The organism is Streptomyces sp. ME19-01-6 (assembly GCF_033793745.1).
Taxonomy (GTDB): domain Bacteria; phylum Actinomycetota; class Actinomycetes; order Streptomycetales; family Streptomycetaceae; genus Streptomyces.
The window spans coordinates 1-14,160 of sequence record NZ_JARAXF010000046.1 but is presented as its reverse complement, the minus strand read 5'-3'; the positions used below and the strand labels follow the sequence as shown (position 1 = coordinate 14,160).

14 protein-coding genes and 2 pseudogenes are annotated in these 14,160 nt (G+C 69.7%); 4 read left to right on the top strand and 12 right to left on the bottom strand.

The features are described 5' to 3' along the window. Positions 1-116 precede the first annotated feature (116 nt). The 9 genes and pseudogenes from PV419_RS48815 to PV419_RS48775 form a co-directional block, all read right to left on the bottom strand. Entirely contained in the window at positions 117-644 is a 528-nt protein-coding gene (locus tag PV419_RS48815; RefSeq protein WP_319700285.1) for an ATP-binding protein, read from the bottom strand. A 46-nt stretch (positions 645-690) separates the two neighbouring features. Further along, positions 691-1,041 carry a UBP-type zinc finger domain-containing protein gene (locus PV419_RS48810; RefSeq protein WP_319700283.1) on the bottom strand — a complete coding sequence of 117 codons (351 nt, stop codon included), beginning with the start codon at positions 1,039-1,041 and terminating at the stop codon, positions 691-693. Then, entirely contained in the window at positions 1,038-2,507 is a 1,470-nt protein-coding gene (locus PV419_RS48805; RefSeq protein WP_415925542.1) for an ATP-binding protein, read from the bottom strand. The genes PV419_RS48810 and PV419_RS48805 overlap by 4 nt, the downstream gene beginning before the upstream one ends. 11 nt (positions 2,508-2,518) lie before the next feature. Continuing rightward, complete coding sequence (locus PV419_RS48800; protein WP_319700280.1) at positions 2,519-4,195, bottom strand: FAD-dependent oxidoreductase; 1,677 nt, start codon at positions 4,193-4,195, stop codon at positions 2,519-2,521. A gap of 99 nt (positions 4,196-4,294) precedes the next feature. Next, a pseudogene (locus PV419_RS48795) lies at positions 4,295-4,432 on the bottom strand (VOC family protein); the annotation flags it as partial. 51 nt (positions 4,433-4,483) lie between these two features. Further along, entirely contained in the window at positions 4,484-5,326 is an 843-nt protein-coding gene (locus PV419_RS48790) for an alpha/beta hydrolase (protein ID WP_319700278.1), read from the bottom strand. Between the two features lie 108 nt (positions 5,327-5,434). Further along, on the bottom strand, positions 5,435-6,250 hold the full coding sequence (locus tag PV419_RS48785; RefSeq protein WP_319700277.1) for an oxidoreductase: 816 nt from the start codon (positions 6,248-6,250) through the stop codon (positions 5,435-5,437). A 191-nt stretch (positions 6,251-6,441) separates the two neighbouring features. Then, entirely contained in the window at positions 6,442-6,651 is a 210-nt protein-coding gene (locus PV419_RS48780) for a hypothetical protein (RefSeq protein ID WP_319700276.1), read from the bottom strand. 691 nt (positions 6,652-7,342) lie between these two features. Beyond that, a complete protein-coding gene (locus PV419_RS48775; RefSeq protein ID WP_319700275.1) occupies positions 7,343-7,966 on the bottom strand; it encodes a TetR/AcrR family transcriptional regulator in 624 nt (207 codons plus the stop codon). Positions 7,967-8,260: 294 nt separating this feature from the next. Here PV419_RS48775 and PV419_RS48770 point away from each other — a divergent pair, with 294 nt between their 5' ends. The 4 genes and pseudogenes from PV419_RS48770 to PV419_RS48755 all read left to right on the top strand — a co-directional run. Continuing rightward, positions 8,261-9,202 carry an alpha/beta fold hydrolase gene (locus PV419_RS48770; protein ID WP_319700273.1) on the top strand — a complete coding sequence of 314 codons (942 nt, stop codon included), beginning with the start codon at positions 8,261-8,263 and terminating at the stop codon, positions 9,200-9,202. 31 nt (positions 9,203-9,233) lie between these two features. After that, on the top strand, positions 9,234-9,380 hold the full coding sequence (locus tag PV419_RS48765; protein ID WP_319700271.1) for a hypothetical protein: 147 nt from the start codon (positions 9,234-9,236) through the stop codon (positions 9,378-9,380). Positions 9,381-9,623: 243 nt separating this feature from the next. Continuing rightward, complete coding sequence (locus PV419_RS48760) at positions 9,624-10,865, top strand: FAD-dependent monooxygenase (RefSeq protein ID WP_319700269.1); 1,242 nt, start codon at positions 9,624-9,626, stop codon at positions 10,863-10,865. 1,258 nt (positions 10,866-12,123) lie between these two features. Beyond that, positions 12,124-12,371: pseudogene (locus PV419_RS48755) on the top strand (IS5/IS1182 family transposase); the annotation flags it as partial. 63 nt (positions 12,372-12,434) lie between these two features. Here the strand turns inward: PV419_RS48755 and PV419_RS48750 are convergent. The 3 genes from PV419_RS48750 to PV419_RS48740 form a co-directional block, all read right to left on the bottom strand. Further along, a complete protein-coding gene (locus tag PV419_RS48750; protein ID WP_319700360.1) occupies positions 12,435-13,157 on the bottom strand; it encodes a methyltransferase domain-containing protein in 723 nt (240 codons plus the stop codon). Positions 13,158-13,273: 116 nt separating this feature from the next. After that, the gene (locus PV419_RS48745) at positions 13,274-13,474 is read right to left on the bottom strand and encodes an alpha/beta hydrolase (protein ID WP_319700267.1); all 201 of its coding nucleotides are present in this window, start codon (positions 13,472-13,474) and stop codon (positions 13,274-13,276) included. A gap of 73 nt (positions 13,475-13,547) precedes the next feature. Then, positions 13,548-13,784, bottom strand: coding sequence for a hypothetical protein (locus tag PV419_RS48740; RefSeq protein ID WP_319700358.1), 237 nt, complete (start codon positions 13,782-13,784; stop codon positions 13,548-13,550). Between the last annotated feature and the right edge of the window lie 376 nt (positions 13,785-14,160).

The following is a 14,160-nucleotide window of genomic DNA, read 5'->3' as shown; positions in this document are numbered from 1 at the left end:
CGCCTCTACGTCGGACAGGCGGCGCGAATTCGACAGACCGTACGCGAATTTTTTCAGACGTCCTCGGGCAGGCTTCGACACGTGCCTCGGCTGCGTGCCGGTCGTGCCGCTCTGCTTCACACCGTGATCGCTGGGTGCGCCCTTCGCATGTTTGGCTCAGCAGCAGTCTCTACCGTGTCCTTCGCGGTGACCGTGTACCCGGGCATGGCGGTGGCCGCCCTGCCCTCCAGCAGGGTGTTGAGGCGTTTCACGTCGTGGGAGGCGAGCCAGGTCTGGGTGTACGGGCCCATGCGGAGCAGGATGCGGCCGGAGTTGTCCGTCCGGCGGGCTTCGATGTGGACGGCGTAGTGCGCGGGTTTCATGCCGACGTCGTCGGGGATGTCCAGGCCCGCCGCGGCGTGGGTGAGCGGCGTGAGGGCCGGGTTCCACACTCCGAGGATCTTGTCAGTCTCGCAGCGCAGCCAGCCCCTGCCGGTGTAGCCGAGCTCGGCCTCCGACAGTACCCACGTCTTGCACACCCCGGCGTCCCCGGCGATGAGCACGGCACGGGCCTCGCGGACACGGGGCCAGCCCAGCACACCGGCGAGACGGGTCAGCTCGTCGTCGCGGCCGATGAGTGGAGTGCCGAACAGGTTCTGCGGCACAGATGAATCCTGACATCCACCACTGACAGCCCTGGTCGGGCCAGGCTCAGCGCAGCGTGTCCGCCCAGTTCGACGGCACGCGCCCCGCCGGTCCCGGCGTGGGCTGGTCGGCAGGGTGGGCGGCCGGGGGAGCCAGGGCCGGGCCGGAATCGTACAGCTCGGACGTCTCGAAGTTCCAGAACCAGGCCTCGCCCGGCTCGTAACTGCGGATCACCGGATGGCCGGTGTCCCGGAAGTGGCCGGTGGCGTGCTTGGCGGGTGAGTCGTCGCAGCAGCCGATGTGACCGCACTGGGCGCAGCGCCGCAGATGGAACCACCAGCCGCCGTCGGCGTCGCACTCGACGCATCCGGCACCGCTGGGCGGGACGCTGGGGTCGATTCCGGTGTCCTTGGTCATGAGGACTCCTGGGCCGGGTCGGGGACGGTATCGGGGTCGGTGTCGGGGTCGGTGGCGGTGAGGGGAAGCAGCACCTGGAAGCGGGTGTCGCCGGGTACGGACTCGACTTTCAGGTCACCGTGGTGCTTGTTGACGACGATCCGCCAGGAGATGTCGAGCCCCAGCCCCGTGCCCTCGCCCACCGGCTTGGTGGTGAAGAACGGGTCGAAGATCCGGCCGCGGATCTCGGCGGGCACTCCCGGGCCCGTGTCGCGGAACTCCACCAGCAGCCGGTCGTGCACCAGAGCGGTGCGTACGGTCAACGTCCCTTCGCCGTCCTCGCACTTGATGGCGGAGACCGCGTTGTCGATCAGGTTGGTCCACACCTGGTTCAGTTCGGCCGGGTAGGCCGGAATCCTCGGCACCGAACGGTCGTACTCCTTCACGACCTTGACCTGTGGACCGATCTTGCCCGACAGCATCAGCAGCGTGCTGTCGAGGAGTTCGTGCACATCGGCGACCTGGTAGGGGGCGCGGTCCAGCTGCGAGTACTGCTTGGCGGCGTCGACGAGGTGCGAGATACGGGTGGTGGAGTCCTCGATCTCGGACATCAACAGCTCGGTCTCGACCGTGTAGTTGAGCCACCCGATGGCACTCTGCAGGATTTCCTGCTCGTCGACGGCCGCCGCGATCTGCTCCAGCCAGTCGATGTCGAGACCGCCCTGCACGAAGGTCGGCGCGATCTGCCAGCCGTTCTGGACACCGTGGTCGTCGAGCCAGTCGGCGAGTTCGTCCTCCCGGTCGGACGCTTCGAGCGGGCTCAGCGCCGGCGCCTTGGAGACCCGCTCGGCCGTACGCTCCTGGAGGTCGACCAGGGCCTTCAGGGCGTCGCCGTGGTAGGGGCCCGAGGCGATGACGCCGAGCTTGTTGCGCATGTGCGCGACCCGGTCCCTGAGCGACGAGGTGGCCCGTACGGCCGCCGCGGCCGGGTTGTTGAGCTCATGGGTGAGACCCGCGGACAACGAGCCCAGCGCCAGCAGCCGTTCGCGCTGCCCGACGGCCCGCTGAAAGGTCTGCGAACCGAGGACGAGCCCCTCCAGGAGATGGATCGCCATCGGAAACCACTCGTGGATGAAGTTCGCGAACGATTCGGCGGGCAGGACGAAGAACCGCGTCGGCTCCGACACCCGCACCGAGTTCATGTACCGCTGCGGTTTCCCGTCCCCGAGGTACGCCATCACGGCCCCCGCGTACACCCCTGGCTGGGACGTGCGGCTCACCTCGATGTCGTCGCTGCCCACCCGGCGCGACATGACGACCGTGCCCTCGATCATCACGTAGAAGCAGGTCGCCGGGTCACCTTCGGCGAACACCGGCCCGGGGTCGAACAGTTCGACCCGTCCCTCGCTGCACAGCCTGCCGATCTGCTCGGCGCTGAGCTTCTCGAAGAGGAACAGCGAGCTGATCTCCGCCGCGCTGCACGGCATCAGCCGCCCGTTCACGACTGCTCCAGATACCGGTGTACGAGCATCACGGCCATGGCTCCCTCTCCGACGGCGGACGCGACCCGCTTCGCGGACTCCGCGCGCGCGTCCCCGGCGACGAACACGCCGGGGATGTTGGTCTCCAGGTGGTACGGCGGCCGGTCCAGTTCCCAGTTGGCCGGTGGCCGCCCGTCGGCGGTCAGATCGGGTCCGGCGAGGATGAACCCGCGCTCGTCCCGCAACACCGTACCCTCCAGCCAGTCGGTCAGCGGGGCCGCGCCGATGAACACGAACAGCCACTGCGCGTCGACCAGTTCGGTCTCCCCGCTCGTCGTGTCGCGCAACGTCAGCTGTTCCAGGTGGCCGTCGCCGTGCGCGGCCTCGACGACCGTGTGGGCCCGCACCGAGATGTTCGGCGACTCGGCGATCTGCTGGATCAGATAGTGCGACATCGACGCGGTGAGGTCCGCTCCGCGCACCAGCAGGGTGACCGACTTGGCGCCCCTGGACAGGTACATCGCCGCCTGCCCGGCCGAGTTGGCGCCGCCGACGATGTACACGTCGTGGCCCTGGCAGGCGGCGGCCTCGGTGAGCGCGGACCCGTAGAACACCCCGCGGCCCGACAGCTCGTCGGCACCCGGCGCCTCCAGCTGCCGGTACGACACACCGGTCGCCAGGATCACGCTGTGCGCCGCGATCGCCGACCCGTCCGCGAACCGTACGAGCCGCGCCGCCCCGCTGCTCTCCAGACCGGTCACCTCCCGCGCGGAGAGGATCTCGGCGCCGAACTTCGTGGCCTGGCGTCGTGCCCGGTCGGTGAGCTGGCCGCCGGACACCCCGTCCGGGAAGCCCAGGTAGTTCTCGATCCGCGAACTCTGTCCGGCCTGCCCGCCGGTCGCCGACCGCTCCACGAGCACCGTACGCAGGCCCTCCGAGGCCCCGTACACGGCCGCGCCCAGCCCGGCCGGCCCGCCGCCGATGACGACCAGGTCGTAGAAGTCGGCCGTGGGTGTCGTCGCCAGCCCCACGTGCGCCGCCAGTTCGGGCACCTCCGGCTCGACGAGCGCCGTACCGTCCGCCGTGATCACCACCGGCAGCCGCTGTCCGTCCTGCCCGCAGGCCGCGAGCAGCCGCTGCCCCTCGGGCTCCTCGGTGGAGTACCAGCGGTACGGCACCTGGTTGCGGGCCAGGAACTCCCGTACGTCCGACGAGCGGGCCGACCACCGGTGACCGACGACCTTGGTGCTCGGCACCGGCCGGAAGTCACTGCACCGCCACGCCTCCAGCAGGTCGTCGAGCACCGGGTAGAGCTTCTCCTCCGGCGGGTCCCACGGCTTGAGGAGGTAGTGGTCGAGGTCGACGACGTTGATCGCGTCGATCGCCGCGTTCGTGTCCGCGTACGCGGTCAGCAGCACGCGCCGGGCGCCCGGATAGACGTCCAGGGCCTGTTCGAGGAACTCGATGCCGTTCATCTGGGGCATCCGGTAGTCGGCCAGGATTACCGCGACCAGATCACCGCGCAGCTTCAGCTCCCGCAGCACGTCCAGCGCGGACTCGCCGGACTCCGCGCGCACGATCCGGTACGACTCGCCGTAGCGCCGTCGCAGGTCACGGGCGACGGCCCGGGACACCCCGGGATCGTCGTCCACGGTCATGATGACGGTCCGCGCAGCGTCCGCGGCCTGTGCCATACGTCTCCCACCTCGAGTGATCGGATCACCGGTCGGCGCCGGCTCGGTGCCGCGCCGCCTTTCAGCCATCGTATGTTCGATCGCCCTGCTTCGCTCCGGTCAGCTCCGCCGCGAGCCGAGCACGCAGAACTCGCTGCCCTCCGGGTCCACCAGTGTGGTCCAGGACTGCTCTCCCTGGCCGATGTCCGCGTGCCGCGCCCCGAGGGCCGGCAGCCGGTCGACCTCGGCCTGCCGGTCGACCCCGCGCCGCCCATCCCGGTGGTCTCGCCGCGAGGGTCGAGTGATCCGCTACTCGGCCCATGCCGCGATCCGCTCCGCGATCGCCTCGGGGGCCTCGATGTGCAGGAAGTGACTGACGTCGGGGACGACCTCCAGCGCGTGCGGGGCGGCGAACCGATGTCGGTCGTCGACCTGCGGGGGGAGGATGCAGCCGTCGTCGGCACCGTGGAGCTGCAGCAGGGGTATCGCGATCGGCTGAGACAGGCGGCGCGTCGCCCCAAGCATGCCGGGTCGCAGCATCGCCCGGTAGTACTTTATGGGCGCGGGCATGCTCGCCCGCAGGTGCTCGTGCAGGTCCGCCTGGAGAGCTGGATCGAGCGAGAGGCTGGGCGACCACTGATGCCAGAGGCGGTCGATGAGGGCGAGATCACGGGCGGTGGCCATCCAGCCGCTTCCCGGCAGTTGAAAGAGCCCCATGTACCAGCTCCGGCGTAGCTGAGCGAGGCGCGGCCGGCTCAGGAACGTGAGTGGGTGGGGGACTGCGAGCGTGACCGCGCGTTCGATCCGCTCCGGCGCGGTGACACAGGCATCGTATGTGATCAGGGCGCCCCAGTCGTGGCCGACCAACTCCACGGCTCGCCCCGGAGACCAGCGGTCGATCAGCGCGAGCACGTCGCTGGTGAGGGATGCGAAGTCGAACGGCCCCGCGGTCGGGGACGGCGCGTAACCGCGAAGCCAGGGTGCGACGACGTGACGTCCGCGGCGGCCGAGCTCGGCGAGGAAGGGCTTCGCGGTCGGCGGATGGTCCGGGAAGCCGTGCAGGACGAGCGTCGGTTGACCATCGGGATCACCACCCTGCAGCGCGTGAAAGGTGCCGTGGGGCAGGTCGAAGGTGACGTGTTCGAACTCCATGTGCGTCAGCCTTCTTCAAGGGCGGTCGGACGAGAGATGCTGATGCCGGCTTCGGTGTCTCTGGTTTGGGACATGTGCGTCTCCTCGGGCCCCGGGTGTACTGCGGGGTCAGCCGGCCAGTCGGTTGAGCTTGCGGATTTGTCTGTCGAAGGCGCGCGAGGGCACGATCCGGCGCAGCACGCTGACGCGTTGGGCCATCGAGCCGGCGGTGTACCGGAGCTTGGGCTTGGAATCGGTGGAGGCCGCGACGATCACCTTCGCGACAACGTCCGGGTCGTCGGCGTTGCGCAAGGCCGTGGCCAGCACGTCTCGGGAGACCTCCCGCTGTGCGGCGTAGATCGGCAGGGGCGAGTCGGGTGCCATGCTGCTCGCCTCGAAACCCGTGCTTGTGTACGCCGGCTCGATCAGCAGCATCCGGACGCCATGCTCGCGAAGCTCGTGGTCGACGGACTCGGAGTAGCCCTCGATCGCATGCTTGGTGGCGGCGTAGACGGCCATGAAGGGGGCTGGGATCAGACCGAGTACCGAGGAGACGTTGACCACGCGGCCACTGCCCTGGGCGCGCATGTGGGGCATCACTGCGTTTGTCATCCGAATCAGGCCGAAGACGTTGATGTCGAAGACCTCCTTGGCCTGGTTGATCGAGCTCTCCTCGCCGGCGCCGACCGCGCCCGCGCCTGCGTTGTTGACCAGGACGTCGATCCGGCCGAACCGCTCGATCACCTCCTCGACCAGGGAGCGGACCGACTCGTCGCTGGCCACGTCGAGATCGAGGAACGTCACCCCGGCGAGCGGCTCGGCGTTCGCCGCGTTGCGGCTCGTGCCGACCACCGCGAAGCCGGCGCCCACGAGGGCGAGCGCTGCCGCCCGCCCGATCCCGGAGGAGGCGCCCGTCACGAGGGCCACTGGGGGAGCTGTCTGCATGTTGGTTCCTTCGGTTGTGGCCATGACTTTGTCGTGCGCTGCGCGGGGTCGCCTGCGCTCAGGTCGACACGGTCCGCACCGGTCCCGCAAGCCCGGACCAAGCCTGTCCGGCAAGCTCAGGACGGTTGTGTACTGAACAGTCAGAAATCTAGGCAGTTCTGTACTGAGTTGTCAAGTACGGCGGGTCGGCTTTACCTTTCTCCGTGGTCGCGACGGCGGTGGCCGAGTGTGTGCGAGCGGCGCAGCAGGGGAACGCACAGCACTCCGTCGTCGTCGGCCACGATCACGTCACCGCGTCGGACGGTGGTGCCGGCGACCACGGCGGGCGCGGTCACCGGGCCGGGGCCGGCCTTCACCGTGCCCTGCGCCGAGACCCCTGGCGAACAGGCAGTTGGGCCCATTGCCGTCAGCTCGGACGGACCATGTGGCCCTGCGCGGTCATGCAGCCCATCGCCTTGGTCTCGACGTCGAACACGGGTGTGATGTCCAGCAGCAGGTCGGGGGTGAACCTCGCAGACCTGTGGCCGGCACGGCTCGAACTGGAACCCCTGGGCGGCGACGAGCGGCCGGGTGCGCGGTGGTGGCCGTGGGTCGGGGCGATCCTGCGCGTCAGCAGGGTGGTCGCCTGTGCCTGGTTGTGGTCCCGGTTGTACGGGGGCGTTCGCCACGTGGGTGAGCAGGACGTCAGGCTGACGCTCGCGCAGGATGGAGACGATCGGGCCAGTCGCCGACTCGTCGACGCCCAGCGGGAGTCCGTACCGCTGCCCGCACCGCGGGGGCGGCACCCAGCTCTACGAGGGCACCGAGGCGGAGCGCTGGCACGAATTCGTGCACACGCGGCCCGAGTTGGCGGAGCGGCGGCCGAAGTGCCGCTGTCCGCTGGCGGCGTGGCGTTCGGCGACTGACCGTGCAGTTCAAGCCCGGCGACACCGCGCATGCGGTGGAGCAACTCGCCTGGATACGGGCGCAGTTCTTCGGCCAGCCGCCCAGGCGACCGCCCGGCGGCGCGTGAACCTGCGGGCCGTGTCTCCGCGGCGTCGAGGTGGGCCGGCCGCATCGGATGCCGGTGCATCGAGGCCGGCCGTGCCCTTGTCAGGGGTGGCGTGGGCGGGGCAGCAGGGCGAACGCGCTCTCCGCGATCGAGGTCAGGCGGTCGGGGCTGTGGCCGTACGCGCCGACGACATCGCTCCCGCGGATGATGGTCAGCAGTAGGTAGGCAAGGTCGTCGGGATCCGCGTCGGGGTCGATGTCGCCGTTGCGCTGCGCCGCTCGCACACACTCGGCCACCGCCGTCGCGACCACGGAGAAGCACTCGTTGGCCAGGCGTTTGACCTCGGGGTCGGAGGTGCCGAGCTCCAGGGCCATCTTGGCGGCGAAGCAGGCCGACGCCGCCCGGTCGGGGGCGGGGGGTACGTCGGCGGCGAGTGGCACCCCGTGGACGGCGCGGAGCAAGTAGGCGTGCAGTCGCTCCAGGGCGCCCTCGTCGGGTCCGGCGAGCGCCTTCGGCGGACCCTGCCCCAGCCGGGCGAAGTAGCCGCCCATCGCCTGCAGCAGCACGCCGTGCTTGCCGTCGAACGCGGCATAGAGGCTGCCGCGGCCCAGGCCGGTGGCGGCGCTGATGTCGTCGACGCTCGTGCCGTTGTAGCCCGAGGTGCGGAACTGCCGCTCGGCGGCATGCAGGACGTGGTCGGGGTCGAAGCTTCGTGGTCTCGCCATGCATCGAAGGTAAAGCCGACCCACCGTATTTGACAACCCAGTACAGAACCATTTAGGTTTCGGACTGTTCAGTAAACAACCGTGCTGAGCTCATCGGACAGGCTTGGTCCGGGCATGCAGGACCGCGACGCCGCGAAGGCGGCTCGGAGGTTGAACTCATGACGTTCGGGGCGTAGCACGCAGCTCGGCGCGAGAACGAGCCAGCCGATGAAGGCTGCTTCAGAACCAATACTTCGGAGGACCTCATGACCGCGGTCAGTACGGACAACACCGCACCGGAAGGCGCGATATCCCGTGATTGCTGCTGAAGAGACGTTCGACGGCACGTGGCCGTATCCCGCCCGCTTCACCGAGGCGGCCGGCTTCCGCCAGCACTATGTCGACGAGGGCCCCGAACGGCCCGGTCAGACGATCGTCATGCTGCATGGCGAGCCCACGTGGGGCTACGAGTGGCGCCACCTGATCGAGCCGCTGTCGCGTCACCATCGCGTGGTCGTCCCCGACCACATGGGCTTCGGCAAGAGCGAGACACCGCAGGACCGCACGTACGACGCGAGCGAACACATCCTCAATCTCGAATCGCTGCTCGTCGACACGCTCGACCTCACCGACATCACCCTGGTGCTCCGTGACTGGGGCGGCCCCATCGGCACCGGGTTCGCGCTGCGTCACCCCGACCGGATCTCCCGGATCTTCGCCACGAACACCGTGCTGCCCCTCGCAGACGACATCGCCCCTCTCATGAAGGCCAACGGCGCCGAGAGCCGTTGGTTCCAGTGGGCCCATTCGGCGCTCTCGGACGGTTCGTTCGAGCAGATCCTCGGAAACGCGGGTCACACCATCGCCCACCTGATGATCGACCTGCAGCACGTCGCCCGGCCCGAGATCGCCACGCCGACCTGGATCCGCGCGTACTCCAGCCCCTTCCCGACCCCGGCGGAGAGCCGCGGTGTCATCGCCTTCCCCCGGCAGGTCCTGGAGGGCCCGCAGGGCCCCCCGCCCGGCCCGCCGCCCATGGAAGCCGTCGCCGCGCTGCGCGCCGTGCCGGCGATGCTGGCGGTCGGGATGCGGGACACCGCACTGCTGCCCGAGTACGTGATCCCGTCGTTCCGGCTCAGCTACCCCGAAGCACCCGTGGTCGAGATTCCGGGCGCCGGCCACTTCCCGACCGAGGACGCGCCCGAGACGCTGCTGGCACTCCTTGAGCTGTTCCTGCAGACGTCCGCGCGCACCTGAAGGCCGAACGGCCGGCTCCGCGGGTGTGTGGGTGGCCGGCAATGCCACCGATCTGGTCGCCCAGGTCGGGGCCTCCGCAGCGGCCGGCACCGAAATCAACAGGATGCCGGCCACCGCGGACACCGACGCGGCCCTCCAGGGGATCACCGAGGTAAGCCCACAAGGGGCCACAGGATGATCTTGAAGCCATGAGATCTCAGCCCGTCACTGCTCGCCTCACCTTCGTCGGCGAGGAAACCGACCTGCTTTCCCTCTGGAAATCGATCAGTTTCCAGACGGTTTCAGCCATGCCCAGCAAGCAAGCAGGAGCGTCCCGCCGAGGTCAACGCCACACTCCTCGACGTCTTCGCCCGCCTCGACGACTCCACATCCTCGGCTTCCTGAACGGCCGACCCACCCCAACCAGATGAAGGACACGACAATGACGGAGCGCAGTCCCATGGACAAGAACACGACATCGCGACAGCGGGCCCTGGTGGTCGGCCTCGGGATCAGCGGGACCGCCTCCGCGCTGCGACTGCATCGCGCGGGCTGGGACGTGGTGGTGCTGGAGAAGGCCCCCGAGCGGCGCCGCGGCGGATACTTCATCGCCCTGTTCGGGACCGGGCTCGCCGCCGCCGAACGGCTGGGCATCGCCGATGCGGTGCCGAATCGCTTCGCTCCGGAAAGCGTGAGCTACGACGTCGACCGCACGGGCCGGCGCCGCCGCGGTCTGGGCTACGCCGATGTGTTCGGCGGGTCTCGAATGGTGATGCGGGGCGACATCGAAGACGCGGCCTTCACCGCCCTACCCGACGAGGTCGAGATCCGGTACTCGACCGTGCCGATCGCGCTGGACCAGTACCTCGACGGGGTGGACGTCGAGATCCGCGACCTGACGACGGAGACGACGACCGTCGAACAGTTCGACCTGGTGGTCGGGGCAGACGGACTGCGCTCGACGGTGCGCCGGCTTGCGTTCGAGCCCGAGCAGAGCCCGATCCGTCGGCTGAACTACATGATCGCCGTGTACGGCCTGCCCGAGCCGGTACCCGGCTACCGCCCACAGGACGGGCTGATCATGGCCGAGGCGGGCCGATCGGTGTGGGTGTTCTCGTTCGCCGACCGTCCGCCGACGGTGCTGTTCTCCTACCGCACCGACGACGTGGACGCCGAGTTCACCCGGCCGGCCATCGACTCGCTGCGCGCCGCCTACGGCCCCGAGCCCACCGGCTCCACGCTCGGTTGGCTGCTCGACCAGTTCGAGAAGGCCCCGGACCACCTGTTCGACTCCGCCGAGCAGGTGCACCTCGACCACTGGCACCGCGGCCGAGTCGTGCTCGTCGGCGACGCCGCGTGGTGCCTGACCGTCTACTCCGCCATGGGGGCATCCACCGGCCTGGCCGGGGCGGACCTGCTCGGCACCATGCTGGAACGCCACCCGCACGACGTGCCACGAGCGCTGCAGGACTGGGAGGACCACCTGCGCCCGTTCATCGACCACCACCTCGGCAGCGGTGTGAGCCAGCGCAGTTTCTTCACCCCAGGCAACCGCGCCGAGTTGCTGCTTCGGTCCATGATGATCCGCCTCGCCCGGCTGCCGATCGCCGGCCGGCTGCTCGCCAAGATGATGACCAACAGGGCGCGGATGAAAAGTCTGGACATCGCCGCCGCTGCAGCGTGAGTGGAGTTCCTCGAATACGAGCGCGAGAACGAGGTCGTCTGGGCCCGCAACTGTGGCGACTACCGTGGTCTGGCTGCGGGTGCCGCACCGGCTGCACGCGATCCCGGTCTTGCGGCCGAGGCGGTGCAGCTGCAGCGGACCCTGGGCGGGTTCAGGGCGCACGACGCGGTTGGCGAGGCGGGCCACCGGCGCCGCGGCTTGGTCGGGGAATCGCCGCCACCGCGGCGGCCGCGGACGACGAAGGAGCCGGGTCCGATGCTGGTGCGTGCGTTGTTGAGGAACGAACGCAGTCGGCCGGTGCAGGCATCGTGCAGTTCGCTGGCCATGCCTGTAAGGCGAGCAGCCACAGCGCAGATCAGCCGCGGGCGGCCCTGGGTGGCCGCAGCGGCCGGTAGCCGTCGGGTCCAGCTTGGCCAACGCCGTCGATGTCCTCCGAGTGGGTTCCGTAAAAGTGGACGTTGGCGTGGTGGCTGGGCCAGAGGCCAGCAGCTCATCGTCGATGGGCCAGCCGGCACGACGCAGCGGGGTCACCGCCAGGCCGTGAAACTCGGTGCTCCAGGTAACGATCGCGTCGGTGGCCACCGGCAGGCACCACATCTGCTCCGACTGGTGCACTGCCCGTACTGCCACGGCTGGGAGGTGCGCGATGAGCCCATCGGTATCCTCGCCGCCGGCGCGGCCTCCAAGTCACGCACGTCACGCCCGTTTCCCTCAAGGCGCAGGCGTGAGCCCCAGGTTCTCGGCCGACTGGCGGCGGGCCTGAGCCACGGCCGCGGTTCGGGGTTGTGGGCCGGACGGGGAAGCGGGCCATACGGCCGCGATGCGGCGGTATGGCCCGCCGCGGGGACCGCGGGGCAGGGCCACGGTTTCGGGTGGGGCGCCGGTGAGGGCGAGGGTGGGGACCACGGCCGCGCCGAGGCCCGCTCGGACCAGGGACAGTGCGGTGGGGAACTCCCGAGCGGTGTGGGCGCGGCTCGGGGGGTAGGCGTACTGCGCGGAGATGCGCGCGAGGGCACGGCCGCACGCCGTGCGGGCGGGGCGGTCACCCAGGGGCGGTCGGCGAGGTCCCTGACCGAGCGGGGCGACGGTGACCAGTCGGCGGGGGTGACCACGCGGTACTCGTCGTCGGCGATCGGCGCGGACGCCAGGTCGCGCCACTGCTCGTGCGGATCGGGATCGTCGCCGTCGTACTCGACGACCAAGCGGAGGCCCGCCGTGAACTCGCCGAGCTGACCGGCCGTTCGACGGGGCCGGTGACAACCTGACCGTCAAGCCGGTCAGCCGCCCCAAGGACGCCTCTGGCTTCGTCGTGCTGCCCCGCCGCTGGGTCGTCGAGAGGTCGCTCGCGTGGATGATGCACGCATGCTGCCATGCCCGGGACTACGAACGGCATCCAGTACTGAGACCCTGATCACCTGGGCCGTTATCACCCTCATGACCAGGCGTCTCGCGCGGAAGGGGGCCACCCCCAGCTGGCCAAGGAAACCCACATCGGCCACGAGTGCCTGACAGGCGTGGTCACCGTTCCCCGGTCAAGCGGATCCCCGCAGCCCGTGCTCCATCTGCTCTCTAGGCGGAGGCGGCAGCCACGAAGAACGGAATGGCGATGAGGAAGCGGCCGGCCTCGGCGCGTCGGCGCTGTTCGGCGAGCCACTCATCGGCCTGGTCACGGCCGACGGCACCGCTCGTGCAGGCCCGCTCGACGAGCATGGTGGGCAACGACAGCATCGCAGGATCGGTGAACACGCTGGTGTGCACCTCGACGGTGACGTCGTTGAAGCCGCCGTCCAGGAGCAGGTTGCGGTACTGGCGGGCGGCGCGGGGCGTGCCCAGGAGGTCGGCGCGGGCGTGCACGATCGTGCGGGTGAGCGCCGCATCATCAGAGTCGACCATGATGGCGTCCCAGTCCTGCCCGACCAGGACGATCCTGCCGCCCGGGCAGAGGACGCGCCGCGCTTCCGCCACCGCGCGCCACGGCTCCTGAAGTGCGTGGAAGACCTTGTCGGCACGGTAGCCGCGCACACTTCCGTCGGCGAACGGCAGATCCTCCGCCCCCGCCTGCCAGAACTCGGCCCCCGGCCACCGTTTCCGGGCCTCGGCCAGCATCCACGGATCGGGATCCACGCCCACCGCGTGGACGCCACGCTCGGCCAGCTCGGCGACGGCCCGCCCGGCACCGCAGCCGATGTCCACGACAGACGAGCCCGGGACAAGAGACAGCAGTTCGTAGGAGCGGGCCCGCAGCAGGCTGGCGCTCGGCATCTGCTCCGCCGCGTCGAGGAGGGCCAGCATGGCCTCGGTGTCGCGGTGCTTTTCCACGAAAGGAGCCGTCACAGCCATGGCCTCCTGCCGTTCCTTGTCAGTCATGGTTCGCTCAGCCCTCCGAGTTCTGGGTGGTTGCAGGGGGGTCAGCTGTTCAGGAAACCCAGGATGTGGTCGGCGACCGTCTTGGGCTGTTCGACGTGCGGGAAGTGCCCCACGCCGGGTATGACGATGCGTTCGAAGCCGTTCGTGAACAGGTCGTCCATGCCGTCGCTCAACTCCACGGACATGCAGTTGTCAGCCCCGTGGAGGTAGAGCGACGGGACGGTGAGGCGCCAGGCGTGCACGCAGCCTGTCCGGTGAGCTCAAAACGGTTATGTACTGAACAGTCAGAAATCTAGGCAGTTCTGTACTGAGTTGTCAAGTGCGACGGGTCGGCTTTACCTTTCTCCGTGGTCGCGATGGCGGTGGCCGAGTGTGTGCGAGCGGCGCAGCAGGAGCGCACAGCACTCCGTCGTCGTCGGCCACGATCACGTCACCTCGTCCGACGGTGGTGCCGGCGACCACTGCGGGCGCGGCCACCGGGCCGGGGCCGGCCTTCACCGCGCCCTGCGCCGAGACCCCTCGCAAACAGGCGGGGAAGCCCCTTGCCGTCAGCTCGGACCATGTGGCCCAGCACGGTCATGCAGCCCATCGCCTTGGTCTCGACGTCGAACACGGGTGTGACGTCCAGCAGCAGGTCGGGGGTGAACCTCGCAGACCTGTGGCCGGCACGGCCGGAACTGGAACCCCTGGGCGGCGACGAGCGGCCGGGTGCACGGTAGTGGCCGTGGGCCTGGGCGATCCTGCGCGTCAGCCGGGTGGCCGCCTGTGCCTGGTTGTGGTTTCGGGGACGGAGACGTTCGCCACGTGGGTGAGCATGACGTCAGGCTGACGCCCAGGCGACCGCCCGGCGGCGCGTGAACCTGCGGGCCGTGTCTCCGCGGCGTCGAGGTGGGCCGGCCGCATCGGATGCCGGTGCATCGAGGCCGGC